The organism is Lentzea sp. NPDC020367, from assembly GCF_044387305.1.
Classification (GTDB): domain Bacteria; phylum Actinomycetota; class Actinomycetes; order Mycobacteriales; family Pseudonocardiaceae; genus Lentzea.
Map to the genome: position 1 here is coordinate 505,760 of NZ_JBIRVV010000005.1, position 25,385 is coordinate 531,144.

The 25,385-nt window shown below is 69.7% G+C and carries 27 protein-coding genes; 7 read left to right on the forward strand and 20 right to left on the reverse strand.

The genetic code is table 11. From position 1 onward, the window contains the following. Positions 1-20: 20 nt before the first annotated feature. On the reverse strand, positions 21-1,118 hold the full coding sequence (locus ACH413_RS24240) for a glycosyltransferase (RefSeq protein ID WP_360045123.1): 1,098 nt from the start codon (positions 1,116-1,118) through the stop codon (positions 21-23). Further along, positions 1,115-2,188, reverse strand: a complete 1,074-nt coding sequence (locus tag ACH413_RS24245) for a glycosyltransferase family 1 protein (protein ID WP_360045126.1) — start codon at positions 2,186-2,188, stop codon at positions 1,115-1,117. The genes ACH413_RS24240 and ACH413_RS24245 overlap by 4 nt, the downstream gene beginning before the upstream one ends. A 144-nt stretch (positions 2,189-2,332) precedes the next feature. On the opposite strand from ACH413_RS24245, the gene ACH413_RS24250 reads away from it, so the two are divergent. Beyond that, positions 2,333-3,169 (forward strand): inositol monophosphatase, encoded by an 837-nt coding sequence (locus ACH413_RS24250; protein WP_360045129.1) that lies wholly within the window; start codon positions 2,333-2,335, stop codon positions 3,167-3,169. Here the strand turns inward: ACH413_RS24250 and ACH413_RS24255 are convergent. The 7 genes from ACH413_RS24255 to ACH413_RS24285 are packed head-to-tail and all read right to left on the reverse strand — an operon-like array spanning position 3,154 to position 7,888. Then, a complete protein-coding gene (locus ACH413_RS24255; RefSeq protein ID WP_360045132.1) occupies positions 3,154-3,774 on the reverse strand; it encodes a hypothetical protein in 621 nt (206 codons plus the stop codon). The two genes, ACH413_RS24250 and ACH413_RS24255, sit on opposite strands and share 16 nt — an antisense overlap. 42 nt (positions 3,775-3,816) lie before the next feature. Further along, the gene (gene paaE / locus ACH413_RS24260; protein ID WP_360045135.1) at positions 3,817-4,857 is read right to left on the reverse strand and encodes a 1,2-phenylacetyl-CoA epoxidase subunit PaaE; all 1,041 of its coding nucleotides are present in this window, start codon (positions 4,855-4,857) and stop codon (positions 3,817-3,819) included. Between the two features lies 1 nt (position 4,858). Then, the gene (gene paaD, locus ACH413_RS24265) at positions 4,859-5,350 is read right to left on the reverse strand and encodes a 1,2-phenylacetyl-CoA epoxidase subunit PaaD (RefSeq protein ID WP_360045138.1); all 492 of its coding nucleotides are present in this window, start codon (positions 5,348-5,350) and stop codon (positions 4,859-4,861) included. Continuing rightward, positions 5,347-6,231 (reverse strand): 1,2-phenylacetyl-CoA epoxidase subunit PaaC, encoded by an 885-nt coding sequence (gene paaC / locus ACH413_RS24270; protein WP_360045141.1) that lies wholly within the window; start codon positions 6,229-6,231, stop codon positions 5,347-5,349. Before paaC ends, paaD begins: the two co-directional genes overlap by 4 nt. Further along, positions 6,228-6,512, reverse strand: coding sequence for a 1,2-phenylacetyl-CoA epoxidase subunit PaaB (gene paaB / locus ACH413_RS24275; RefSeq protein WP_090065945.1), 285 nt, complete (start codon positions 6,510-6,512; stop codon positions 6,228-6,230). The genes paaC and paaB overlap by 4 nt, the downstream gene beginning before the upstream one ends. Then, positions 6,509-7,447 carry a 1,2-phenylacetyl-CoA epoxidase subunit PaaA gene (gene paaA, locus ACH413_RS24280; RefSeq protein ID WP_360045145.1) on the reverse strand — a complete coding sequence of 313 codons (939 nt, stop codon included), beginning with the start codon at positions 7,445-7,447 and terminating at the stop codon, positions 6,509-6,511. Before paaA ends, paaB begins: the two co-directional genes overlap by 4 nt. A gap of 9 nt (positions 7,448-7,456) precedes the next feature. After that, positions 7,457-7,888 carry a DUF3592 domain-containing protein gene (locus ACH413_RS24285; RefSeq protein ID WP_360045148.1) on the reverse strand — a complete coding sequence of 144 codons (432 nt, stop codon included), beginning with the start codon at positions 7,886-7,888 and terminating at the stop codon, positions 7,457-7,459. A gap of 78 nt (positions 7,889-7,966) precedes the next feature. On the opposite strand from ACH413_RS24285, the gene ACH413_RS24290 reads away from it, so the two are divergent. Further along, complete coding sequence (locus tag ACH413_RS24290; protein ID WP_360045151.1) at positions 7,967-9,199, forward strand: isochorismate synthase; 1,233 nt, start codon at positions 7,967-7,969, stop codon at positions 9,197-9,199. Here the strand turns inward: ACH413_RS24290 and ACH413_RS24295 are convergent. From ACH413_RS24295 to menD, 4 genes are all read right to left on the reverse strand, one after another. Then, positions 9,171-9,719: a GrpB family protein gene (locus tag ACH413_RS24295; RefSeq protein ID WP_360045154.1), complete on the reverse strand. Its 549-nt coding sequence runs from the start codon at positions 9,717-9,719 to the stop codon at positions 9,171-9,173. The genes ACH413_RS24290 and ACH413_RS24295 overlap by 29 nt on opposite strands. Beyond that, on the reverse strand, positions 9,712-10,230 hold the full coding sequence (locus tag ACH413_RS24300) for a GNAT family N-acetyltransferase (RefSeq protein WP_360045157.1): 519 nt from the start codon (positions 10,228-10,230) through the stop codon (positions 9,712-9,714). Before ACH413_RS24300 ends, ACH413_RS24295 begins: the two co-directional genes overlap by 8 nt. Positions 10,231-10,369: 139 nt before the next feature. After that, complete coding sequence (locus ACH413_RS24305) at positions 10,370-11,884, reverse strand: M1 family metallopeptidase (protein WP_360045160.1); 1,515 nt, start codon at positions 11,882-11,884, stop codon at positions 10,370-10,372. Between the two features lie 54 nt (positions 11,885-11,938). Continuing rightward, on the reverse strand, positions 11,939-13,510 hold the full coding sequence (menD, locus tag ACH413_RS24310; protein ID WP_360045163.1) for a 2-succinyl-5-enolpyruvyl-6-hydroxy-3-cyclohexene-1-carboxylic-acid synthase: 1,572 nt from the start codon (positions 13,508-13,510) through the stop codon (positions 11,939-11,941). 52 nt (positions 13,511-13,562) lie between these two features. Here menD and ACH413_RS24315 point away from each other — a divergent pair, with 52 nt between their 5' ends. The 5 genes from ACH413_RS24315 (at position 13,563) to ACH413_RS24335 (ending at position 18,547) form a co-directional block, all read left to right on the forward strand. Then, the gene (locus ACH413_RS24315; protein ID WP_360045166.1) at positions 13,563-14,492 is read left to right on the forward strand and encodes a hypothetical protein; all 930 of its coding nucleotides are present in this window, start codon (positions 13,563-13,565) and stop codon (positions 14,490-14,492) included. Positions 14,493-14,502: 10 nt separating this feature from the next. After that, the gene (locus ACH413_RS24320; RefSeq protein ID WP_093605881.1) at positions 14,503-15,405 is read left to right on the forward strand and encodes a 1,4-dihydroxy-2-naphthoyl-CoA synthase; all 903 of its coding nucleotides are present in this window, start codon (positions 14,503-14,505) and stop codon (positions 15,403-15,405) included. An 11-nt stretch (positions 15,406-15,416) separates the two neighbouring features. Next, on the forward strand, positions 15,417-16,448 hold the full coding sequence (gene menE, locus ACH413_RS24325) for an o-succinylbenzoate--CoA ligase (RefSeq protein WP_360045169.1): 1,032 nt from the start codon (positions 15,417-15,419) through the stop codon (positions 16,446-16,448). A gap of 78 nt (positions 16,449-16,526) precedes the next feature. Next, on the forward strand, positions 16,527-17,627 hold the full coding sequence (locus ACH413_RS24330; RefSeq protein WP_360045172.1) for a hypothetical protein: 1,101 nt from the start codon (positions 16,527-16,529) through the stop codon (positions 17,625-17,627). Between the two features lie 47 nt (positions 17,628-17,674). Further along, positions 17,675-18,547, forward strand: a complete 873-nt coding sequence (locus ACH413_RS24335; RefSeq protein WP_360045175.1) for a 1,4-dihydroxy-2-naphthoate polyprenyltransferase — start codon at positions 17,675-17,677, stop codon at positions 18,545-18,547. Positions 18,548-18,550: 3 nt separating this feature from the next. Here ACH413_RS24335 and ACH413_RS24340 read toward each other — a convergent pair whose 3' ends face one another. The 7 genes from ACH413_RS24340 to ACH413_RS24370 are packed head-to-tail and all read right to left on the reverse strand — an operon-like array spanning position 18,551 to position 25,383. Further along, on the reverse strand, positions 18,551-18,952 hold the full coding sequence (locus tag ACH413_RS24340; protein WP_360045177.1) for a hypothetical protein: 402 nt from the start codon (positions 18,950-18,952) through the stop codon (positions 18,551-18,553). Beyond that, positions 18,952-19,401: a hypothetical protein gene (locus ACH413_RS24345; RefSeq protein WP_360045180.1), complete on the reverse strand. Its 450-nt coding sequence runs from the start codon at positions 19,399-19,401 to the stop codon at positions 18,952-18,954. The genes ACH413_RS24340 and ACH413_RS24345 overlap by 1 nt, the downstream gene beginning before the upstream one ends. Beyond that, entirely contained in the window at positions 19,401-20,384 is a 984-nt protein-coding gene (locus ACH413_RS24350) for a hypothetical protein (RefSeq protein WP_360045183.1), read from the reverse strand. The genes ACH413_RS24345 and ACH413_RS24350 overlap by 1 nt, the downstream gene beginning before the upstream one ends. Then, complete coding sequence (locus ACH413_RS24355) at positions 20,381-20,797, reverse strand: hypothetical protein (RefSeq protein WP_360045186.1); 417 nt, start codon at positions 20,795-20,797, stop codon at positions 20,381-20,383. The genes ACH413_RS24350 and ACH413_RS24355 overlap by 4 nt, the downstream gene beginning before the upstream one ends. Continuing rightward, positions 20,797-23,937 carry a hypothetical protein gene (locus ACH413_RS24360; RefSeq protein ID WP_360045189.1) on the reverse strand — a complete coding sequence of 1,047 codons (3,141 nt, stop codon included), beginning with the start codon at positions 23,935-23,937 and terminating at the stop codon, positions 20,797-20,799. Before ACH413_RS24360 ends, ACH413_RS24355 begins: the two co-directional genes overlap by 1 nt. Then, positions 23,934-24,239: a hypothetical protein gene (locus tag ACH413_RS24365; protein WP_360045192.1), complete on the reverse strand. Its 306-nt coding sequence runs from the start codon at positions 24,237-24,239 to the stop codon at positions 23,934-23,936. Before ACH413_RS24365 ends, ACH413_RS24360 begins: the two co-directional genes overlap by 4 nt. Positions 24,240-24,294: 55 nt before the next feature. Continuing rightward, the gene (locus tag ACH413_RS24370) at positions 24,295-25,383 is read right to left on the reverse strand and encodes a PLP-dependent cysteine synthase family protein (protein ID WP_360045195.1); all 1,089 of its coding nucleotides are present in this window, start codon (positions 25,381-25,383) and stop codon (positions 24,295-24,297) included. Positions 25,384-25,385 lie beyond the last annotated feature (2 nt).

Consider the following 25,385-nt stretch of genomic DNA (forward strand, 5'->3'; position numbering starts at 1 on the left):
CAGGCTCGCTGAGATCATCTTCAGGGCACCTTCAGGGCGGTCAGCATGCCGTCCACCGCCGTGTGCCACGGGTACTCCTCGGCTCTGGCTCTGGCGGCCTCTCTCGAGCCTGACGTCAGCAGGCGCTGGGCCGCGGAGGCGAAGGCCGGGGCGTCGTCGGGGACCGCGGCGCCGCAGGACGGTTGGACGATCTCCTTCAGAGCGCTGCTCTGGCTGACGACCACCGGGGTGCCGCTCGCGAGGGCTTCCAGCGCGGCCAGGCCGAACGTTTCGTGTGGGCCTGGCGCGAGGGACAGGTCTGCTGACGCCAGCAGGGAGGCCACGTCCAGGCGGGACTTCACGAAGCCCAGGAACGTCACCGGCAAGCCCGCCGCCCGCTTTTCCAGCGAGGCGCGTCTTGGGCCGTCGCCGGCGATCACCAGGCGGGTGGAGTGGCCCTGTTCGTGCAGTTCGGCGAGGGTGTCGACGGAGCGTTCCACGTGTTTCTCCGGCGACAGGCGTCCACAGTGGATCAGCAGGTTCTCCTTGCCCTGCAAGAGGTCTCGGCGAAGATCTGCGGAGTGGCGGCTCGGGGTGAACGTGGCCAGGTCCACGCCCAGCGGGACCTGGGTGACGTTCGAGGCGCCGATGCGTTCGAACTCCTCGCGGGCGAAACCTGTCGTGCAGACGACGGTGTCGTAGGAGGCGGCCATGCGGCGGTTCGCCCAGTCCGCGGCGTGGACGGCCGGGGTGGTCGGCAGCACGAACTGCAGCAGGCGGTCGAGGCGTTCGTGGGAGATGACCACGTTCGGGATGTCGCGCTCGCTCGCCCACGCCCCCATGCCGCGCAGGGTCAGGCGGTCGGAGACCTCCAGGCGGTCCGGTCGAAGGTGTTCCATCAGGGTTTTGACGCGCCACGGGTCCACCACGCGGTAGCCGCCGGTGTACGGGATCTTGACCGCGGGCAGCGTGATGCGGCGGACTCCGCCCGGCAGTTCCTCGTCGGCGTGACGGGGGCCCGGCACGACCAGCACCACCTCGTGGCCCAGCTGCGCGTAGCCGGTGCCGAGGTGGTGCAGCGCGGTGCGGAGGCCGCCCGACTTGGGGCCGTAGAAGTTGGCGAGCTGCACGATCCTCAAGCGGCCGCCTGGTGAGTTAGTCCGATCACTGCGGCGTAATGGCCCATCAGCTGGTCGCAGATCGCCGGCCAGGTGCGGGAGAGCACCGACTTGCGGGCCGCCAGACCGAACCGCTTGCGCAGCATCGGGTCGCGGAGCAGGTCCACGTACTGCGCGATGTCTTCTTCGAAGAGGTAGCCCGTGCGGCCGTGCCGAACGAGGTCGCGCGGGCCGCCCGCGTTCGGTGCGAGCACCGGCAGACCGGTCGCCAGGGCTTCCTGCACGGCCTGGCAGAACGTCTCGTGCGGGCCCGTGTGGATGAAGACGTCCAACGACGCGTAAGCCTCGGCAAGTTCGTGGCCGGTGCGGAAACCGAGGAACTCCGCGTTCGGCATGTCCTTCTCGAGCTGCTCGCGGTCCGGGCCGTCGCCGACGATCCGCAGCTTCACGCCCGGCAGGTCGTGCAGTTCCTTGAGCCTGGAGACCTGCTTCTCCGGCGCGAGGCGACCGACGTAGCCGATGGTGAGCTCGTCGTTGTGCCTGGGACGCGGGTGGAAGAGGTCGATGTCGACGCCACGGCCCCACCGGTGCACGCGCGGCACGCCGTGGTGTTCCAGCGCCTCGACCGCCGAGCTCGACGGTGCCAGCGTGCGGTCCGCCAGCGTGTGCAGGCGTTTGGTCCACCGCCACGCCGCGCGCTTGGTGAGCCCGAGGCCGTAGTTGCCGGCGAACCCGGCCACGTCGGTCTGGTAGACCGCGACGGTCGGCACGTCGAGCTTGCGCGCGGCTCTGAGGCCGTACGCGCCCAGCACGAACGGCGACGCGAGGTGCACGACGTCGGGCCGGAAGTCGGCGAGCGCGTGCAGCACTCTCGGGCTGGGAACGCCGATGGGCAGACTGGTCACCATCGGCACGTCGACCGCAGACACTCTGACGACGGGCGTGCCGTGGTGTTCGTCCGCGCCGGCACCGGGCGCCACGACCAGCGCCTGATGGCCGTTGCGGCGCAGGTGCTCCAGCACGCGGAGCACGGAGTTGGTGACGCCGTTCACCTGAGGCAGGAAGCTCTCGGTCACGATCGCTACTCGCACAGGGACACCATGAGGTGCCCGCATGAAGTCCGCGTGACCTCAGATTTGACGTGGACGGAACACCTCACGTCGTGGCCAGGTGATCGTCGATTCGTCATCTGCGCTTGGGTTCCCGGTCATCCGACGCGGTGAAACTAGGCCAGCATGACCGTCTTGTCGTCCCGTCCCGCTCACCCGGTCGACCCCGGCCTCGTGTCCATCGCGCTGGAAGTGGCCGGTCGCCTGGCGAACGACGCCTCGGACGTCATCATGGCCACCGCCGGCCGCGGCGTGCGTCCCGACTCCGGCGAGTCACCGTTCGACTGGGTCACCGACACCGACCGCACCCTGGAACGCCACACCCGGCGCGTGCTCACCAAGGAGTTCCCGTCGATCCCGGTGTTCTGCGAGAACTCCGACTCCGGGGACGCGCCGAGCGACTCCGAGTTCCGCTGGGTCGTCGATCCCGTCGACGGCACTGCGAACTACACGGCAGGCATGCCCTGGTGTGCCTACAGCCTGGCGTTGGTGGACCGCTGGGGCCCGGTGGTCGGCGTCGTCGCCGACCCGTACCGCTCGCAGATCTACGCCGCCGCCCGCGGCCGTGGCATGCGCGCGAACGGCACCCCGATCCGCCTGACCGAACGCCAAGGCGACTCTCTTGTCGTGTGCACCGAGATGACGCGCACCGGTCCGTGGCCCGGCATGGGCGAGTTCATCTCCACGGCAGCGATAGCAGGCACGGGCGTGCGCGTTCTCGGCTCGAAATGCCTGGCCGTCGCACAAGTGGCGCTGGGTCACGTGGCGGCGGCCGTGCTGCACGGCTACCACGAGTGGGACGTGGCCGGTGCGGTGTCATTGGCCGTGGAGTCGGGTGCGGTCGTGCTCGACAGACGCGGCGAGGGCGCTCAACTGCCCGTGGACGGACTACTGGTCGCCGCTCCCGAGGCAGCCGACGAGGTGCTGGGCTGGTGGCAGTCCGCGCTTCAGGCCGACAGCTGAGGAAGCTGCTTCTCCAGCACCTCGAGGTGCGTGCGCGCCTCGTCCAGCTCCGGGTGGTCGAACATCTGCAACGCCACCCGCCCGACCTCGTTCTCGAACTGGTGGAAGTCGTGCGTGGCCTTCAGCAACCGCTGGTAGACCGGGTGCTGGCTGTCGACCGCGCCGAGCGCCCGCCCGAGCTGAGCGATGCCGCGCACGTCGTCGAGCTCCTTGGTGAGCTGCTCGCTGATCCGCTGCAGCCAGTCCTTGGCCGCCGACTTCGGCACGGTCTGCACGGCGGCGGCGACCCGGCGCGTCGACTCCGCACACCGTTCGACCAGGTCGGACCACATGTCGTAGGGCTGCTGCGGCAACGGCGGGTGCATCGGCCGCTGGATCTGACTCGGCCGCTGGGCCGAGCGGCGGATGAAGCCGACGGCGATGCCGAGGACCCCGCCGGGGATGGCGCCGAACATGAAGACGATGGTGAGGATCGCGATGATCGTGACGGGGAGCGAGGACGGGTTCTCGCTCGGGACGCTCACCTCGACGGCCGTGGTGAGGGCGCCCATCAGCAGGGCACCGATACCGGCACCCCAGAGCGTTGAGCGGACGACGACCCCCATGGCACTGATCGTGCCACGTTCATCGCCCGTTCGTCGGAGAACTCAGGCGTCGAAGTCGACAGTCACGCACTCGCTGGTCGGCAACGCCTGACACGTCAGCACGAATCCCGCCGCCACCTCGGACTCGTCGAGCGCGTAGTTGCGGCGCATCTCGACGCTGCCCTCGGTCACCAACGCACGGCACGTGCCGCACACCCCGCCCTTGCAGGCGAACGGCAGGTCGGCGCGAACGCGTTGGGCGGCGTCCAGGATCGGCTCGTCGGCGGGCAGGGGCAGCGTGGTCGACTTGCCGTCCAACACGACCGTGACCGAGGCCGCGGCGTCCACCACGGCTTCCGTGCGGCGGGGTGGGGGTGGTGGCTCGTCCACGTAGAAGAGTTCGTGGTGCACGCGGTCAGTGGCAACGCCGCGATCGCGCAGCACGGCCGTGGCGTCCTGCACCATCTCGTAGGGGCCGCACAGCCACCACTCGTCGATGGCGTCGAACGGGACGACGCTGCCGAACAGGGCCGTCAGCTTGGAAGCAGTGAGGCGGCCGGTGAACAGTTCCACGTCGCGCGGTTCGCGGGACAGGACGTGGATCAGCTGGAACGTGGCCGGGTAGCGGTCCTTCAGGTCGGCCAGCTCGTCGGCGAACATCACCGTGTTCGTGCTGCGGTTGCCGTACATCAGGGTCACGCGGGCGCCGGTGGCCAGCACGGTCGCGGCGATCGACAGGGCCGGGGTGATGCCGGAGCCCGCGACGACCAGGCCGTGGTGGGTGCCGACGCCGGTCGGCGTGAACTTGCCCAGGGGCGGCAGGACTTCGAGCACGTCACCGGGGGCCACGCGGTCGACCAGCCAGGTGGAGAACTGGCCGCCGTCTACTCGCCGCACGCCGATGCGCGGGGCGGCGCCGGTGGGGGCGCAGATCGAGTACGAGCGGCGTTCGTCGCCCTGGCGCAAGGTCAGGTACTGGCCCGCGGTGAAGGCGAAGTCCTCCGAGAGGTCTGCCGGCACGTCGAAGGTGACGGCCACGGCGTCGTCGCAGAGGCGGTCCACCTGGGCGACCGTGAGCTTGTGGAAGGCGGCGCGGCGCGACAACTCAGATCTCCTTGACGTGCTCGAACGGTTCGGCGCAGGCGTGGCAGCGGCGCAGGGCCTTGCACGCGGTCGAGCCGAACCGTGAAATCTCCGAGGTGTTCAGCGAGCCGCACTGCGGGCACGCGACCTGGCGTGACGGCGGTACCAGGTTCAGCGGGATCGGGCCCGCGACCGCCGGGCCGATTCGGGACGGCGGCGCGATGCCGGCGGCGGCCAGCTTCGAACGGCCCTCGTCGCTGATCCAGTCCGTGGTCCAGGCCGGGGAGAGCGACAGGCGCACCTCGACCTCGGCGTAACCGGCGCCGACGAGCGATCGGCGCAGGTCAGCGCCCATCTCGTCGATCGCGGGGCAGCCAGAGTAGGTCGGGGTGATGGTGACGACGACGCGACCGTCCTGTTCGGACACCTCGCGGAGCACGCCGAGGTCGGCCAGCGTGAGGACCGGGAGTTCCGGGTCCCGCACGGCCGACGCGACCTCCAGTGCCGTCGTCACCAGACCGCTCCCGGCAGCGAACGGTGCAGGTGCTGCATCTCGGCGAGCAGGTAGCCCATGACCTCGGTGTGCACGCCGTCGCGGCCCGCCATGCCCGCGACACGAGCGGCACGGGTGTCCTTGGGACGCGTGAGGCCCGCGGCGCTGAGCACCGCCTCCAGCACACCGTCCACTTCGGACCGCAGCGAGGCCGGGTCGACGGCGACGCCCTGAAGCGTGGCTTCGACCGAGTGCGTCGCGAAGAGTTCGTCCACGAACGGCCACACGCGTTCCAGACCAGCCTGCATGCGGCGGTGCGACTCGTCGGTGCCGTCGCCTAGGCGAACGGTCCACTGAGCGGCGTGGTCGCGGTGGTAGGCCAGCTCTTTGAGGCCCTTCTCGGCGATCGCGGCGAGGACCGGGTCGGCCGAGCCACGCAGGCGCGAGAACAAGGCGAGCCGCCACGACGAGAACACCAGCAGGCGCGCGATGGTCGTCGCGAAGTCGCCGCCGGGCCCAGGACCGCAGTCGATCTCGGCCAGGTGCACGTTGCGGAACTCGCGTTCGTCGCGAAGGTAGGCCAGGGCGTCCTCGTCCCGGCCGAGCACCTCGCCGGCGCGCGTCAGCAGCATGCGGGCCTGGCCGAGCAGGTCCAGCGCGATGTTGGCGAGCGCGATGTCCTCTTCCAGCTCGGGAGCGCGCGAACACCACTCCGAGAGGCGCTGCGAGAAGATCAACGCGTCGTCGCCGAGCATCAGGCAGTACGCGGCGAGGGCCTCGCGATCGACACCCTCGGAGAACTCGCGGTTGACGCCGGACAGGGCCTCCGAGAAGCCCGTTCCGAACGCCCAATGCGCGTCCTCGTGGCCGAGAAGCGACTCATAAGCGTTGTCGAAGCTCATAGGTGCGGCACGTCCTCGGGAATCGCGTAGAACGTCGGGTGCCGGTAGACCTTGTCCCCCGCGGGCGCGAAGAACGGGTCCTTCTCGTCCGGCGAGGACGCGGTGATCTCCGTCGCGGGCACCACCCAGATCGACACGCCCTCGTTGCGACGCGTGTAGACGTCACGGGCGTTGCGCAGCGCCATCTCCGCGTCCGGCGCGTGCAGCGAACCGACGTGCACGTGGTTCAGCCCGCGCTTGCCGCGCACGAACACTTCCCACAGCGGCCAAGACGTGCTCACGCGGCACCTTCCTTACGTGCGTGCTTCTGAGCGTGCGCGGCCGCGGCGTCACGGACCCACGCGCCGTCCTCGTGCGCCTTGCGGCGGTGGGCGATGCGCTGCTCGTTGCAGACGCCACCGCCCTTGACGACCTGCCAGAACTCGTCCCAGTCGGGCTGACCGAAGTCGTACTCGCCGCGCTCTTCGTTCCACTTGAGCTCGGGGTCCGGGAAGGTCACGCCGAGCTTCTCGGCCTGCGGCATGCTCATGTTCACGAACTTCTGCCGCAGCTCGTCGTTGGTGTCGCGCTTGATCCGCCACGCCATGGACTGCTCGGTGTTCGTCGACTCGGCGTCCGGCGGGCCGAACATCATCAGCGCAGGCCACCACCAGCGGTTCACCGAGTCCTGCACCATGTCGCGCTGCTGCTGGGTGCCGCTCATCATCGTCATCAGCAGCTCGTAGCCCTGACGCTGGTGGAACGACTCTTCCTTGCAGATGCGGATCATGGCGCGCGCGTACGGCCCGTACGACGTGCGGCAGAGCGGCACCTGGTTGCAGATCGCGGCGCCGTCGACCAGCCAGCCGATGACGCCGACGTCGGCGAACGTGAGCGTCGGGTAGTTGAAGATCGAGGAGTACTTCTGGCGGCCCTCGATGAGCTTGGTCGTCAGGTCCTCGCGGTCGGCGCCGAGCGTCTCGGTCGCCGAGTACAGGTAAAGCCCATGTCCAGCCTCGTCCTGCACCTTCGCGAGCAGGATCGCCTTGCGGCGCAGCGAGGGCGCGCGGCTGATCCAGTTGCCCTCCGGCTGCATCCCGATGATCTCGGAGTGCGCGTGCTGGGCGATCTGCCTGATCAGGGTCTTGCGGTAGCCGTCGGGCATCCAGTCGCGCGGTTCGATGCGCGATTCGGACCGCACGGTGCGCTCGAAGCGCAGCTCCAGGTCATCCGCCATGCCCCGATGTTACACCCGGACGCCGAATCTGCGTAGAACTGTCACAACGGCGGCGATGACGATCCAGACGATCACGAGGAAGGTTCCAACGGGAAGCAAGCTGAGAGTCGCCGTCCGGCCGGCGACGCGGGTGAGTTCGGGGTTCGTCTGGTCGTACTCGACCCGCACGTTGTCCCCGACCTTCAGCCCGTCCGGGTACAGCACGCCCTGCGACGGGATGATCACGCGCCCGTCGGGTGTGGCGTAGCGCACAACGGTCCGGTTGAAGGACACGGAGTCGACCTGCGCGACCGCCTGCCCCATCGACCGCTCGATGGCCACGTCATCACGCCAGCACGCGATCGGCAGCAGCACGCAGACGAGCGTGATCACGCCACCGACGACGAACAAAGCCCTGCAAACCGCACGGCGGACGCGTACACCGCGGGGCGACTTGGTCACTGCGTCCTCCACCACAACTGAGAAGTCTAGAGCCGGGCGGATGCCGCGCTTTCAGGTTGAGGTCCATACAGTCAAAGAGTGACCTCAGCACCGACATCGCGAGCACGGCAGCGAATCCGCGTCCGGTCGAAACGGGACACCGCCGGTGACCTGCTCGGAATGCTGCCCGACCCGGAGCGCGCGCTCGCGTGGGTGCGCGACGGGTCCGGCCTGGTCGGCTGGGGCGAGGCGGCACGGCTGGAGGTCAGCGGACCGGACAGGTTCGCGCAGGCCGACAAGTGGTGGCAGGAGTTCGTGTCGCACCTCGACGTGGACGACGAACTGGGCGTGCCGGGCAGCGGCCCCGTGGCGTTCGTCTCGATGGCCTTCGCCGACTCGCCTGGCGACTCGGTGCTGATCGTGCCCGAGGTGGTCGTCGGCCGCCGCAACGGCGAGCAGTGGGTCACCACGATCGGCGCCTCGGACCCCGCGCCGCTGGTCACGCCGTTGTCGCGGCCTTCGACGGTGCGGTACTCGAACGGTCAGCTGCCGGTCACGCAGTACCGCGAGGCCGTGCGCGAGGCCGTTCACCGGATGCGCGGCGGCGAGCTGGACAAGGTGGTGCTGGCCCACGACCTGGTGGCGCGCACCGACCGGCGGCTGGACCAGCGGTTCGTGTTGCAGGGTCTCGCCCGGCGCTATCCCGAGTGCTGGGCCTACGCCGTGGACGGCCTGGTCGGAGCCACGCCCGAGCTGCTGCTGCGGCGGACCGGGTCCGTCGTGGACTCGCGGGTGCTCGCCGGGACCACCTGGCCGCACGACGGGGTGTCCGATGAGGAGCTTGCTTCGGCGTTGATGTCGTCGGAGAAGAACCTCGAGGAACACGACTACGCGGTCACCTCTCTCGCGGAGACGTTGCGGCCCTTTTGCACGACCATGTCCGTCGAGGGGCCTTCTGTTCTGCGGCTGCCCAACGTGTCGCATCTTTCCTCGGACGTGATCGGGACGTTGGAGTCGTCGGTGTCGTTGCTGCACCTCGGCGAGGCGGTGCATCCGACCGCCGCCGTGGGTGGGACGCCCCGGCTGGACGCGACTCAGCTGATCTCGCAGCTGGAGGGGATGGATCGCGGGCGGTACGCCGGGCCCGTCGGGTGGATCGACGGGAACGGGGACGGGGAGCTCGGGATCGCGCTGCGCTGCGCGCAGATCTCGGGGTCGACGGCTCGGCTGTTCGCCGGGTGCGGGCTGGTGGCCGACTCGGATCCCGACATCGAGGTGCAGGAGGCGCACGCCAAGATGCGGCCTATGCGTGAGGCCCTTGAAGGGCTTTAGCAACGAAGGCCGCCTTGCCGTTCGTGTACGCCTCACGGTCGTGGCCGCTTTGTTGAGCTAGTTGGCGTTTCAGGTCTTCGTAGGCTTGCGCTCGTTCTTCGTCGCTTCTCAAGATGTCCCGGAAGCGGATCTGGTCGGTCCACCTCTGGTGGCCTGCCTGGATCAGGTGCAGGTGGGCTTCTCGCCGTTGGTTGGTCGCATCTGGCTTGACGAAGAAGCGGCGCCACGGGCGGTTGTCGAGTTCCTTGGGCACGTAGGACCAGCCGGCCGCGGCGAGGAGATCGGACGCGTTGGTCGTGACGGTGTCCAGGTCGGTGACCGAGGCCATCAGGTCGATGATCGGCTTGGCGGAGAGGCCTGGGACGGCTGTGGAGCCGATGTGTTCGATGCCGTCGACCAGCCAGGGGTTCAGCAGTTGCCGGAGGCTGTCGCGCTCCGTTGCCGCGCGGTCGGCCCATCGCGGGTCGTGCGGGTGCAGTTCGGCCCGCTCGTAGGCCCAGGCCGGGGCGTCCTCAGCCATTCGTCAGCACGCCGAACCACTGCTCGGCGCCGTACTCCTCGAACCGGTCCACCTCGGTGAACCCCAGCTTCGCCACGAGGCGAAGCGAGGCTTCGTTGGCGAGTTGGGTCGACAGCACCACCGGTTCGCCGGGGTGCGCGCCGGTGAACCAGTCGAGTGCCGCCGCGCACGCCTCGGCCGCGTAGCCGTTGCCCCACGAGTGCGGCAGGAACAGGTAGCCGAGCTCGGCCTCCCCCGCGTCCGGCCAGACTCGGCCCTTGCGCGCGGGATCGCGCCGGTCGAACGTGATCATGCCGATCATCGTGCCGTCGAGTTCGACCACGAAGAAGCCGAAGCGACGGCCTGGCACCTCGGGCGCGGTGCGCTCCACCTCGTCACGCGGTTGGGCGCCGCCGATGTAGGTGCCGACCTCCGGCGAGGCGAACAGGTCCACGAACTGCGGCCGGTCGCGGGGCTCCGACTGGCGCAGGACGAGCCGTTCGGTCTTGATCGGGGCAGGTGGCCAGGCCACGGCTCCAGGTCGGTCTTGGTCTGTGGTCAAGGCCCCTCCACACGCTGACGCAGGGGTCCCCCCGAGCTGGGAACCCCTGCGTCATAACGTACTCAGCCGGTCTGACAGTCCGGAACTGCTTGTGCGCGAACCACTTGAACTACTTGTGCGCGTCCAGCAGTTCGTGGGTCAGCTGGATCTTGGCGCGCGACTTCGGCTCCGCGGCCTTGTCCGAGGCAACGGACAACGACTTCGACGCGACGTCCGCCGCACGTCCGGGAGCCTCGGCCGGCTTGCCCTTCGTGAACAGCCACGTCTGGAACAGCTGGTCGAGCTGCTGGCCGGAGACCCGCTCCGACAGCGCGATGAACTCCTCGATCGTGGCGTCCGAGTACTTCTTCTCGGCCACCCAGGTCTTGAGGATCTCGAAGAACTTCTCGTCGCCCACGGCCACGCGCAGGGCGTGCACGGCCAGCGCGCCGCGGTCGTAGACGGCGCCGTCGAACACCGCGCCGGCACCGGGGTCGCCGGGCAGGACGTTCCAGAACTCGCTGTCCGCCGGGTACAGGTCGTAGGTGAAGTCGGCGTTCTCCTGCGCCGTGCCCTCACCGACGTGCTCGGACCAGAGGAACTCCGCGTAGGAGGCGAAGCCCTCGTTCAGCCAGATGTCCCGCCAGTGGTGGACCGAGACGGCGTCGCCGAACCACTGGTGGCCCAGCTCGTGCGCGACGACGTAGGTGTTGGCGCCGCGGCGGAAGAAGCCCGTGTCGTAGTTCGGGCGGGTCTGGTTCTCCAGCGCGTAGCCGAGGTTCGGGGTGACCACGCCGCCCTGCGCTTCGAACGGGTACGCGCCGAAGTTCTCCGAGAGGAACTCGATGACCTCGGGCGTGCGCTCGATGCTGGCCTTCGCGGCGTCGGCGTTCTCGCCGAGGCGCTCGGAGTAGGCGTTGACGTACGGCTGGCCCGACGGGGTGGTGCCCTGGCGGAGCTCGAACTGGCCGATGGTCAGGAACGTCAGGTAGGTCGCCTGCGGCTTGGTGCTGCGCCAGTTCCAGCGGGTGTAGCCGTTGATCTGGCGGGTCTGGCCGACGAACGTGCCGTTCGAGATCGCCTCGACGCCGTTCGGCACGGCGACGTTGACGTCGAAGGTGGCCTTGTCGGTGGGGTGGTCGTTGGACGGGAACCACCAGGAGGCGATCTCCGGCTCGCCGATGGCCAGTGCGCCGTCGGCGGTCTTCGTCCACGCCGTGAAGCCGTTGCGGTCCTTCACCGTCGACGGGCTGTCGGCGTAGGTGACGACGATCGTGAGGTCCTGGCCCTTGCGGACGCCGCCGCGCGGGGTGAGCGTGAGCTCGCCGTTGTCCGAGACGAACGAGGACGGCACGTTGTTCACCCTGACCGACTTCACCTTGAGCAGGAAGTCGAGGTTGAACTGCGTGAGGTCCTCGGTGGCCTTGGCCAGGATCGTCGTGGTGCCCGACAGCTGGTCGCCGGTCGGGTTGTAGTTGAGCCTGATGTCGTAGTGGGAGACGTCGTACCCGCCGTTGCCGTACGTCGGGAAGTACGGGTCGCCGGCTCCGGGAGCACCCGGAGACGCCGCCAGCGCCGTCCCCGCGAAGAACGTAATCGCGGCCGCGGACGCCACCGCGGCCGTCGTCTTTGATCTGATCGACATGCGGCGGACGCTATCCACACGATCATGGACGAACTACCGACTTACGTATGTTTCCTACCTGCTGAAAACGGTTGACACCGTCGACTTGAGACGTTGGTGCAACGCGCGCAGTTCGTCACGTTTTGCCTGCACTTCGACCACTTGGAGGCCCTTCGGTGACGCAATCGCGCTACGGAACTCCTCCTGGTCGTCCACAGTGGAGTGTGGAATTCGGTAGCCCGCGCACAAAGCGGTCAGATCAGTCCCGTGCGGGGTGCCGAAAATCCTTTCGAAACTTCCGCCGTACTCCGGTGCGCCTTGTTCCAGCAATGAAAAGATCCCACCTCCGTCGTCGTTGAGCACGACGATCGTGAGGTCCGGCACCCGGTCGGCCAGCAGGCCGTTGCTGTCGTGCAGGAACGTCAGGTCGCCCATCAGCGCGAACGCCGGCCCGTCGTGGTTCAGGGCGAGTCCGATGGCCGTGGACACGCTTCCATCGATGCCCGCGGCACCCCGGTTGGCGTGCACGGCGACGTCCGAACGCCGCTCCCCCGCGAAGTCGACGTCGCGGATCGGGTTGGAGGAGCCCACGAACAGCAAGGAACCCGACGGCATCGCCTGCGTCAGATCGCGCGCGACGTGCAGGCCGGTCGGCCACGGCTCGGCGTCCAGGAGGTCGTCGACGGCCACGCTGACGTTCTTCACGGCGCTCTGCCACGACTGCAGCCACTCGCCGTCGAGCGCGGCGGGCTCGGGCAGCCAGGTCGACGCACGCGTGGCGGTGAACTGCACGTCCGGCCACTGCGCCCGGTCACCGATCGCATGCACGATTGGAGTGCTTCCCAGCAACGCCTGCTGCCCCCGCGACAGGGTGACGCGGCCGACGACGAGAACGGCATCGGGCTTCAGCTGCTCCGGCAGGCCCGCGTTGAGCAGCAACGACCCGTGCCGCAGGCCGCCGGGCGCGGTCGGCTCGGCGATCACCGGCCACCCCAGCCGGGAGGCCTTCAGCAGCCGTTCCGGACGGTCGTCGCCGAGCAGCACCAGCGTGCGGGCCGGCAGCGAGGACGGCCGGGTCTCGACGGTGAACGTGCGGTCCGTCTCCGTCCACGGGCCGCGGTCCGACGCGGGCCACGCGTCGTCGGACGGCGTCAAAGGCGGCCGGAAAGGCACGTTGACGTGCGACGGGCCGTCCGCGGCGATCGCGCGGCAGATCAACGAGCGGGTCGTGGGCTCGTCGGCGCCCTCCGGCATGTGCAGCGTCGGAATGCCGAGCACGTCGTACTGGTCGATCGTCTGGCTGGCGCCGGTGCGGTAGAGGTCGACCGGGCGGTCTGCGGTCAGCGCGATCAGCGGCACGTTCGTGAGCTGCGCCTCGATGACGGCCGGGTGCAGGTTCGCGACGGCGGTACCGCTGGTGCACGTCACCACGGCCGGTTCGCCGGTCTTCGCGAGACCCAGCGCGAGGAAGCCGCCACTGCGCTCGTCGATGCGCACGTGCACCGTGAGCAGGCCTTGCTGCTCGGCCTGGTGCAGCGCGAACGACAGCGGGGCGTTGCGCGAACCGGGGCACAGCACGACGTGACGCACGCCGTTGCGCACCAGCTCGTCGACGATCAGCCTCGCGTGGGCAGATGACCCGTTCATCTCTCGATTGTCCCAGTCGGCATCTCTACCCTGCTGAGAACGGGGGTGGGGGATGACACAGGAGCCGGAGCCGCGCAACGAGATCAACGGGGACGTCCAGGGTGAGGCGGTGCAGGCCGGCCGCATCGGACGCGATCTGAACTACAAGCCGCACAACGTCCACCACTACCACGCGGCGGACAGGGAAGCGGAGCCGGAATTCGACTTCTGGCTGGTGTTCGCCGGTGTCGTCTCGGTCGTCACCGGCATCGCCATGATCTACCTGGGCACCCAGGACGACGGCGGGCTCCCGTTGTTCGGCCTCGGTCTCAGCGTCACCCTCGACTACCTGCACTTCCTGGACCGCAGCGCCATGGGAGACCCCGACAGGGTCTTCACCTTCGGCCTCGGGATCTGGCTGATCTGGTCGGCCCTCGACCTGTTCGCCGGCAAGAAGCAGGCCCGCCAGCGCGATCGGACCACAGCCCAGGCCGCCCTCTGGACGTCGCTCCTCGCGGTCTACCTGGCCGCCGGGGTACCCGCGCGGTGGATCTGGATCTGCCTGATCGGGTTCGCCGTCGGGCTGATCTGCCTGCTGCGCGGTCCCCAGGTGCTCCGCCCCGGACGACGGACTGTCGCCATCGTGGCCGGAGTCATCGCCCTGGTCGTGTGGGTCGTGCCGGAGTTGCACGCCCTGTGGGGTGACACGGCGGGAGCCTCGGTGTTCTGGCAACTCGCCGGTTCCCTGCTGCTGCTGGTGATCGTCGCGGTGCCGGTGCACGCGGTGATGACCGCTCCGGCCGCGAACGCCGCCCGCGTGCTCCGCGCCTGGGCGTTCTGCCTCGGCCTGAAGCTCATCGCCGCCACAGCGCTCGCGATGGACGGCGAACGTGTGCCGGACGGCTCGGTGTTCCACTCGTGGTGGTTCCCGGCGGCCGGGATCGCCGCAATGCTGCTCGCCTCGTCGAGTGTCCGGGAGCGCCCTTCAGCGCGGGCGGCTTAGAGTCTCGTCCGTGGCAGATCAGGAGCTCTTCGACCCGTCGTTGTGGAAGCCGATCGAAGGCTTCGACTTCACCGACATCACCTACCACCGCGCGCTCGACCAGGGCACGGTCCGCATCGCGTTCAACCGGCCCGAGGTGCGCAACGCGTTCCGGCCGCACACGGTGGACGAGCTGTACCGGGCACTGGACCACGCGCGGATGTCGTCGGACGTCGGGTGCGTGCTGCTGACCGGCAACGGCCCCAGCGCCAAGGACGGCGGCTGGGCCTTCTGCAGTGGCGGTGACCAGCGGATTCGTGGGCGCAGCGGCTACCAGTACGCCTCCGGTGAGACGGCGGAGAGCGTGGATCCGGCCCGTGCGGGGCGGTTGCACATCCTGGAGTGCCAGCGGCTGATCAGGTTCATGCCGAAGGTCGTCATCGCGGTCGTTCCCGGCTGGGCGGCCGGTGGCGGGCACAGCCTGCACGTCGTGTGCGACCTCACGATCGCGAGCGCCGAGCACGCGAAGTTCAAGCAGACCGACGCGGACGTCGGCTCGTTCGACGGCGGCTACGGGTCGGCCTACCTCGCACGGCAGGTCGGGCAGAAGTTCGCCCGCGAGATCTTCTTCCTCGGCCGCACGTACTCCGCCGAGGACATGTACAAGATGGGCGCGGTCAACGAGGTCGTGCCGCACGCCGAGCTCGAGACGACGGCGCTGCAGTGGGCACGCGAGATCAACGGGAAGTCGCCGACCGCCCAGCGGATGCTCAAGTACGCGTTCAACCTGATCGACGACGGCCTGGTGGGACAGCAGATCTTCGCCGGCGAGACGACCAGGCTCGCGTACATGACCGACGAGGCCGTCGAGGGACGGGACTCGTTCCTGGAGAAGCGCGACCCCGACTGGTCCAACTACCCGTACTACTTCTGAGCAGGTAGAACATGCTCGACGAACTGCGCGCGGCCCTGCAGGGCGGCGATCCGCTGGTGGACGGCCCGCTCGACGGCTGGGAGAAGCGGGCCGTGCTCGGCGTGCCGACCTCCGGGTCGACGGGCGAGCCGAAGACCGTGCTGCTCGACGCGGACGCGCTGACGACGTCCGCCCAGGCCACGCACGAACGCCTCGGCGGGCCCGGCACGTGGCTGCTGGCGCTGCCCACCGGTCACATCGCCGGGGCGCAGGTGCTGGTGCGGTCGATCGTCGCCGGCACGACCCCCGGTGTGCTCGACATGTCGAAGGGCTTCCGCGCCATGGGTTTCGCGCACGCCGCGCGGCCGGTGCTGGCCCAGCCGGGACGTCACTACACCGCGTTGGTGCCCACGCAACTCTCCCGGCTCGTCGTCGGTGAGGGGCCGGGGCTGGAGGCGCTGCGGCAGTTCGACGGCGTGCTGATCGGCGGGGCCGCCACCCCGCCGAAGCTGCTGGAGCAGGCGCGCGCGCTCGGCGTGCAGGTCGTGACGACGTACGGCATGAGCGAGACCGCCGGCGGGTGCGTGTACGACGGCGAACCGCTGCGGGGCGTCTCGTTGCGCACCGACGACGTGATCGAGATCAGCGGGCCGGTGCTGGCGCTGGGGTACCGCGGCAGCGCGGAACCGTTCGGCGAGTGGTTCCGCACCGGCGATCTCGGACGGCTGCGCGAGGGGCGGCTGGAGGTGCTGGGCCGTGCGGACGACGTGATCGTCACGGGCGGCGAGAAGGTGCCTCCGGTGCTGGTCGAACGGGCCCTGGCGACCGTTGAGGGCGTGCTGGAGGCGTGTGTCGTCGGCCTTCCGGACGACGAGTGGGGCCAGGTCGTGGCCGCCGTGGTCGTCGCACGTGGTGAGGAGCCTTCAGTCGACGATCTGAGGGCCGCCGTGGCACGGGACGTGGGCCGGGCGGCGGCGCCGAAGCTGGTGCGGTTCGTGTCCGAGCTGCCGTTGCGCGGGCCCGGCAAAGTCGACAGGACAGCTGTCGCGAACGCCTTTAGGTGAACCTTTACCGCTGAGGACAACTCTCCCCGCGAAGCGCGCGGAACCCCATCCGCGCGCGCTAGCGATGGGGGTTTCTTCATGCGCTACCTGTTACCGCTGGTCGCCGGCGCCACGCTGGTGGTCGGTCTGGCGTCTCCCGCCCAGGCGGCGGCCGCCTCGAACGAGTGGGCCGCCGACGTCAGCGGCCGCACCGTCACGTGGGGCGGTTCCCCGCGCACGGGCCTGATCGAGCTCGGCACGCACAGACTCGCTCAGCCCGCCAACGCGGTCACGGCGGCGGTGACCGGCGATGGTGTCGTCGACGTGCGCGGACTGCGTGCGGACGGCCAGTGGACCGAGTGGCTGGAGGCGCCGGCGACGTTGCCGGTGACCACGTCCACCATCGAGACCCGCGTGGTTTTGAGCAGTGGCAAGGCATCGCGCGTGAAGCTGACCGCTTCGCAGGCGCCGGCGACCGTTGCCGCGGACGACGTTTCCGTTGCTGCCGCTGGACGTGCGTACCGGGTCTACGCGACGCGCGAGGGTCTGGTCGGCGGCACCACGGCGAACGGCCACACGATCGTTTCGCGTGACCACTTCGTCGCGCTGCCGTCGCGGCGTGGCCTGGCCAACAAGAACTCCGGCAACTACAGCGTGCAGGTGTGCGCGTCGAACGGCCGTTGCGAATGGGCGCCCGTGTGGGACGTCGGCCCGTGGAACACCAAGGACGACTACTGGAACGCGTCCGCGACCCGCGAGATGTGGAAGGACCTGCCGCAGGGCAAGCCCGAAGCGCAGGCCGCATACGAGAACAACTACAACGGCGGCAAGGACCAGTACGGCCGTGAGGTCGCGAACCCGGCGGGCATCGACCTGGCGGACGGCACGTTCTGGGACGGCCTCAAGCTGACCACGAACTCGTGGGTGACCGTGACCTACCTGTGGACGGGTTCCGGTCCTGTCGGGACGGTCCGCACGTCCGCGGCCAACGGCACGGTGAACGTCCGCAGCGGCGCGAACTCCACGTCGTCGCAGGTGGGTCTGGCCGGCAACTACGCGCAGGTCAGGGTGACCTGCCAGCTCACCGGTGAGTCGGTGTCGGGCACGCAGGGCACGTCGAACGTCTGGTACCGCATCGCTTCGGGCAAGCACATCGCCAAGGCGTACGTCGCGGGTGTGAGCGGCGCTACTGCCTGCTGATACACCCCTTTGGCGGGTCCTCAGGAGCCATACCGGAGGATGGAGGCATGGCCTCAGTCGTCCAGTGGATCCAGGGGACCCGCCCGCGCACGCTGCCGAACTCGATCGCCCCGGTGGTCGTGGGAGCTGCTGCGGCGCACCACATCGACGAGTTCAACGTGCTCTACACGGTGCTCGCTCTCGTCGTCTCGGTGGCGTTCCAGGTCGGCGTGAACTACGCGAACGACTACTCCGACGGCATCCGCGGCACCGACGACAACCGGGTGGGACCGTTCCGCCTGACCGGATCCGGTGCCGCCGAGCCCGCCAAGGTGCGGCTGGCGGCGTTCATCTCACTCGGCGTCGGCGCGTTGGCCGGCCTGGTGCTGGTGGCGTTGTCCGGGTACTGGTGGCTGCTCGGGTTCGGCGCCGTGTGCATCGCCGGGGCGTGGTTCTACACGGGTGGCAAGCGTCCGTACGGCTACGCGGGCCTGGGCGAGATCGCGGTGTTCCTCTTCTTCGGCCCGGCCGCGGTGCTGGGCACGCTGTACGTGCAGACCGGTGAGATCACCGGCATCGGCATCGGGTCGTCCATCGCGATGGGGTCGATCTCGGCCGCGGTGCTGGTGGCGAACAACCTGCGCGACATCCCGACGGACTCGGTAACGGGCAAGCGGACCCTGGCCGTGGTGCTGGGCGACAAGGACACGCGCAGGCTGTACCTCGCGCTGGTCGCGGTGCCGTTCCTGATCGCGCTCGGAATGGTCGTGCGGGTGCCGTACGCGCTGCTGGGGTTCCTCGCGGCGCCGGTGCTGCTGCCCGCCGTGCGCCGGGTGGCCGCCGGGCGTGGCGGCCGCGACCTGATCCCGGTGCTGCAGTTCACCGGGATCGCGATGCTGGCGTGGGCCGTGCTGGTCAGCGTCGGCCTGGTCCTGGACTGACCGCTACCAGGCGTCTTCGGTGAACTGGGTCGGCTCGTCGTCGTCCGTCCGCACGGGCCTGCGCGGGGGTGGCGGCGGGGCCGTCTCGCCCTTGATCAGCTCATCCAGCCTGGCGCGGTCGGCGTCGAGTGCCTGGCGCACCAGCGGATCGTGGCCCGCCTCGCCGGTGAGGACCTGACGCCAGCTCAGGCCGGCACCGCGCGCGATGCGGTCGGCCAGCTGGCGCATCGCCGGTGAGGCGTCGCCGGACTTCGCGAACTGCATCACCCTGCGGATGTCCTCAGTGGACGGTTCCTTGCCCTTGAGGTTCTGCTGGGCGGACCGCATCGCGCGATCCGCCTCGGCGACGGCGCTGCTCAGGAAGTCCTCCGCCGCGAGGATGTCCGGTGTCCGCCAGGCCGTCATCACCACTTGTCCTCCGTGAAGATGTCGGGGGCGTTCTCGTCGCCGTCGTCACCCCGGTTCCTGCGCGGGTCCTGGGCGGCCATGATCTCTTCGGCGGTCAGGCCCTCCTGCAACATCTGGAAGGCCTGCTTCATCTTGTTGACGTTCTCCTGCTGCATGGCCTGCACGTCGGGATCCTGCGCGGCCTTGCCGGAGACGACGTCCTCCCAGGTGAACTCGCCCGCGTCCACCTTGCGCTTCAACGCCTTGAGCTGTTCGGGCGCGTCCCGTTCCTGTGCTGCCCGCTCGACCTGCTGGGCGATCGCCTTGAAGTCGACCGGCGGAACGGGCGGCAGCGGCGTTTCCTTGAGGCGGTTCGCGAGGTCCTGCGCCTCCTTGAAGCGCGCGTCGACCTGCGCCTCGGCCGCCCGCAGCTCCGCGGACTTCCAGCTGTCGTTCGGGGTGGTCATCAGTTCTCCCTAGCGAAGAGCCCGCGCTGGATCGGCCTGGCCTCACCGCGGATGTCGCCCACCTCGGCGCGCTGCGCGAAGGTGCGCCACTGCCGGAAGTCTACTTCGGACAGACCGAGCTCCCTGGCCGTTTCGTAGTTCTCGCCGAGGAAGTGCAGCACGGCCTGGTCGCCCAGGACACCGATGATCTCGAACTCCGCACCCCGGTACGTGCAGAGCGTGCGGACCAGCTGGAGGTCCTCGACGACCGCGTCCGGCACCTCGAGGAACCGGACGCCGTTCTCCTCGGTGAAGTCCGGCGGCGCGGGCTGACCGGCCAGCGGGTGCAGCAGGACGGAGCCGGGCGTCGGCCCGAAGTCGATGTCGAAGTCCACGCCCTGGAACCGGCCGATCAGTCCACGACGGACGGTCGGCCGGTGCGGAACCGGGGCCTGCCAGTACCTTCCTGGACCGAAGCTCACGTCTCCCGTGGGGACCCAGCCGACCTGGCGGTTGAGGTACTTGCCGACGCTGCGGCCTTGTCCGTTGGGCTCGAAGCGCCAGAGTTCCGTGCCCGCCGGGAGTTCGGCGAGCTCCATGACGTACTCGGGGATGGGGTGCGCGCTCGGCGTGTAGCCGGTGCCGGTGAACGGGACCGGGTAGACGCGCGTGGTGCCCATCTTCTGCGCGCCGTCGAGCGTCGGCCCGCCGAAGCTGGTGTCGAAGAGCTCGGTGGTGTGGGCCAGGAAGCGCAGCAGGTACTGCGTGCCCTTGGGCCAGTCCGCGACCTTGTCGACGCCGAACGCCTCGGCGAACTGGTCGGACGTGCCCTGCGGGAAGTCCTGCCCGCGCGTCACGAACCCGGCGGCCCGGTGCGGTTCGAACTTGCCGGGCACCACGACGTTGCCCAGGTAGAGCTGCGCGATCGCGGGGTGCACGATCTTCTGCAGGATCGTCTCCGGCCCGATGCCGGCCGCCTTGCGCACGGCCTGTGGGGTGCTCATCCCGGGTTCTTCTCCTTCCACCGCGCCAGGAAGTCGGTGCGGTCGACCCGCACGTCCTGAAGCTCGTCGACGTCGAGCGTGGCCCGGTAGCCGTTGTACTGGTCGCCTTCGAGCCCGTTCTGCGCGGCCCACACGTACTCGCCGCCCGCGTACCCGGCCTCGGCCTTGCCGTTCTCCGTCCTGACGACGTTGAACGGCTGCCCGCGCCAGGTGGCCGTGCAGGTTTCCAGGTACCAGGCCTGGAGTTCCTTCACAGCCACCGTTTTGAGCTCACGGTTCCCGTAGGTCTGGAACCCTTCGCTGGTCGCGTAGGTCACGCCGGGGATCTTGCGGATCCACACGTCGTTCCCTTCGGCGCCCGCGAAGAAGGTCTCGCCGCGGTACTCGGCCATCTCCTGGGAGTACTGGGTCATCAGAGCTTCGTCCAGCCGAACTTGCGGTCGTACACGGCGTGCAGTTTCTCAGTTCCGTCCGCGTTCACCTGCCAGATCTCGGCACGATCAGGCAACGGTGTGCCGCCGTCGACGCGCCACTCCGGCATGCCGCCCATCGTCGACCCGGTACCGGTGAACGGGTCGTACCCGTCGTACGGCTTCGTCGCACCACCTGCCGCCGCCATCTGCTGCTGCGACGCCTCGTAGTGCGCCTTCTCCTGCGGCGACTGGTACTGCTCGGCCGGGTACGGCCCTGGCTGGGTGAAGTCCGGCGTGTCCTTCTTCGGCCCGCCGAACGGCACGTTGTGCGCGCCGGCGTTCTGGTCGGTGATCTCGTACCGGAGCTGCATCGCGTTCTGCGCGCCGGCCGGGATGGGCGTCCAGCCCTTGCCCTTGTCGTCGAGCGCGAGGCCGTCCCTGAGCCCCTGCGGCGTGTTGACGTCGACCACGTCCTGGCCGCGGGCGATCGAGCCGCCCATCTGGTTCTGCCAGGTCTCCTGCTTGCTGCCCGCGGCGTGCGGCTGGTCGGGCAGGTAGGTGCTGACCGCGCTCGGGTTGAGCGCCTTGGTGACGATGTCGCCGGTGTCGACCTTGATCTGGTTGCGGACGTCGGCCACGTGCTGGGCCTCGCTCGCGCTCAGGTCGGTGGACAGCTTCTGGCTCAGCTCGACGTAGCGGTCGCGGTCGGCCTGGTTGGGCAGCATCTGCTCGAGCTGGTGCTGGTAGCCCTGACCCTGCGCCGCCATGGCGGCCGCGTCGAAGTGGCCCTTGAGGTCCGGGCCGGTGGGCGTCTGCAGGTTGGCGTTGTTGTCGCCGTCGCCGTTGTGGCCGGGGGTGGTGGCGTCGTCGTGGCCGGGCTTGGGGTCGGTGTCGTGGGTGGCCGGGGTGTCGTGGTCCGGCTGGGTGTCGTGGGGCTTGACGTCGTCGGCACCGCTCGTGTCGGTGTCGTGCGGCTTGCCGTCGTCGGGCCGGGCGTCGCCGTCGTGGGGCTTGGTGTCGGCGTCGTGCGGCTTCGCGTCGCTGTCGTGGGGCTTGGCGTCAGCGTCGTGGGGCTTGGTGTCGCTGTCGTGCGGCTTCGGGTCAGCGTCGTGCGGCCGGGTGTCGGCGTCGTGCGGCTTGGTGCCGTCCGGGGTGTCGTGGGGCTTGGTGTCGTGGGACCCGTTGGGCGTGGTGTCGTGCGGACGCGGGCTCGACGGGTCGTGCGGAGCGGTACCGGACGGAGTCGTGTCGTGGGGACGCGTGCCGCCGTCGTGCGGTGCCGAGCCACTTGGGGTCGGGTGGTCCGTGGTGGGGCTCGGGTGTCCCGGAGGGGAAGGCAGCCCGCCGCCCGCGCTCGGGGTCGGGTGTCCGGGAGGCGACGGCAGGCCGCCGCCCGTGTGGGACGGGGCGGGGGCGGTTGCCGTGCCCGTGCTGGCGCTCGGGTGGTCGGGAGGCGTGGGCAGGCCGGACCCGGGCGTCGGGTGAGCACCCGAGTTCGGCGGGGTCGGCAGGCCGGAACCGGGCGTCCCGTGCGCGCCGGAGTTGGGCGGAGTCGGCAGGCCGCTGCCCGAACCAGGCGTCCCGTGCGCGCCGGAGTTGGGCGGGGTCGGGAGGCCGGAGCCGGGCGCCGGGTGGCTGCCGGGCGAACCTGGCGTCTGGTGCGGGGCGGAGTGGCTGCCCGGCGCGCCAGGGCCCGACGGAGGCGTGGGCAGGCCGGAGCCGCCGGGGCGGGTGCCGGACGCCGGGGTCGTGGGCGGGCTGGGCAGGCCTGAGGCGTGTCCGGGAGGGGTCGGCAGGCCCGTGGGGGCCTTGGGGCCGGCCGGGGCGCCCGCGCTCGGGAAGGACGGGACGCCGCCCGCTCCCGGACGTGAGCCGGAGCTCCTGGTCTGGTCGCCGCCGCCTGCACCTGGGGCCATGGGGGCGCCCATCGGCATCGCGCCGCCCATGGGGGTCTGGTGGGGCGCCGGCGGGGCTGCGGCGGGGGCAGCACCGGCCGCGTGCGTGGTGTTGGTGGGTGGCGCGACGGTGCCGTGGCCGCCGGACGAAGGCACGCCGCCAGAGGAAGGCACGCCGCCTGAGCCGGCGTGACCGCCGGTGGGGACGCCACCAGTCGGCATGCCGCCACCTCCGCCGCCGCCCAGTGAAGGCGGTGCGGACGTGGCTGAGCCGGTGGCCGCCGCTGCGTGGGTGGCGGGGGCGTCGGGGCCGCCGTGCACCGCGGGCGCGGGCGCTACTGGGGCGCCGCCGGGTGCCACGGAGGAGACGGCGGCCGGTTTGGTGTCCTCGGAGCCGCCTGGCGGGGCGTAGACCTCGCGGACGTGCGAGCCGATGTCGCGGCCCCGGTCGGCGATCTCGGTGGCCGAGTCCTTGATGGACGCGGCGTCGTCGCTGATGTCCCTGACGGCGTTGCGGACGTCGCGGCCCGCCTCGGCCACCTCCTGGGTGGCGTTCATGGCCTCGGCCAGGGAGTCGGCGTCCTTCAGCTTGCCGATGGCGGAGAAGACGCGGCCGACGGCGTCGAAGAGCGCCTTCACGTCGGCGATGAGCTTCTGGACCGTGTCGATGATGTCCATCACGCGCCGGTAGATCTGGTACGCGTTCCAGACCATCTCGGCTGCCTTGATCCAGCCCGCGACCGGGATCCAGACGGTGGCGGCGGCTTCGAGGAGCTTGTTGACGAGGTAGTCGAGCAGGCGCGCGGCCTGCTTGCCCAGGGCCTCGGCGCCGGAGGCGACCGTGTCGAAACCCTTCGCGATCAGCTGGGCGACGCCCATCTCCGCGAGCAGGCCGGCCTTCCAGCCGAGAGCGATGTACTTCTCGTGGGCGCGGGCCGCGTCGCCGTCCCAGTGGCCGCGCACCTTGCCCACGGCGTCCGTGAGGTTGTACGAGACGTCGTTCATGGCGTTGCCGACCATGCGCCAGGCGTCGCCGTCCGCACGGATCTTCGACCAGTCACCGGTGATCGGCGTGATGATCGTGGAGACCAGGCTCTCGCCGGTCACGGCCTCGAACACCCAGTTGACCGCCTGAACGCCCCAGCCCTGGTCGCGCAGGACGTCGTTCAACGACGCCGTGTCGACGTCGGGCTGCTTGAGCGAGGCCGCGACCGGGCGCGGGGAGCTGTACGACGCGGTGGTCACTTCAGCAGCCCCTCGAAGATCCGGCGCTGAAGGGCGTCGATGTCCTCGTAGCCCTTCGCCGTCGCGTCCACCGCCGCGGCCGTGCCTTCGAGCTTCGACTTGCCGAAGTCGAGCGTCTCGTCGAACAACGCGCGCACGATGTCCACGCCCGGCTGCAGCAACGTCAGCAGGCCGGTGAAGCCCGCCTTGTCGCACGCCGTGGCGTGGACGTACTTGCGGATCGTGTCGAACTCTTGGGCCTCGGCGCGCAGGTACTCGGCGTACGCGCGCATCTCGGCCGCGTCGGTGAACAGCGTCGACACAGCGTCCCCCCTGCGGACTCAGGTGCTCAGGTCACGCTGTGACGCAGAACGCTCGTCACCAGTTCCCCGTGCGGTGGAAGTTGTTGAGACGTTCAAGGCACGGGTCGAGATGCATGCCCTGAGCGGATACCCATGTGTCGTCGTAGTAGGTGTTCGCGTAACGCTCGCCGCCGTCGCACAGCAAAGTCACCACGCTTCCGCGGGTGCGAGACTGCCTCATCTCGGCCACGATCTGGAACGCTCCCCAGAGATTCGTTCCAGTCGATCCGCCGACCCGCCGGCCGAGCAGGTCCTCCACGTACCGGATCGTCGCGACGGACGACGCGTCCGGCACCTTGATCATCCGGTCGATGACCTCGCCGATGAACGACGGCTCCACCCGCGGCCGCCCGATGCCCTCGATGCCGGAACCGCGCGTCGCCACCAGGTCGCGGTTGCCGTCACGCCACGCGTCGAAGAAGACCGAGTGCTCCGGGTCGACGACGGCGAGCCGCGTGTTCAGCTTCTGGTAGTGGATGTACCGGCCGATCGTGGCCGACGTGCCGCCTGTGCCCGCGCCCACGACGATCCAGTCGGGAGTCGGCGACGGCTCCAGCTTCATCTGCTCGAAGATCGACTCGGCGATGTTGTTGTTGCCCCGCCAGTCCGTGGCGCGCTCGGCGTGCGTGAACTGGTCCATGAAGTGGCCGCCGAGCTCGGCCGCAAGCCGCCGCGACTCGTCGTAGAGCGCCGACGGTTCGTCGATGAAGTGGCACTTGCCGCCCTGGCGCTCGATCAGCGCGACCTTCTCGGCCGAGGTCGAGCGGGGCATCACCGCGATGAACGGCAGTCCGAGCAGCCGGGCGAAGTACGCCTCGGACACCGCCGTGGAACCGGAGGAGGCCTCGATGACGGGCGTGCCACCGGTGATCCAGCCGTTGCAGATCGCGTAGAGGAACAACGAGCGCGCCAGCCGGTGCTTCAACGAACCCGTGGGGTGCGTCGACTCGTCCTTCAGGTAGAGGTCGATGCCCCACTCGAGCGGCAACGGGTAGCGCAGCAGATGCGTGTCCGCGCTGCGGTTCGCGTCCGCCTCGATGATCCCGACGGCCTCGCACACCCAGTGCCTGGTCCTGCTGCAAACGCGGTCAACGGAGGTACTCACAG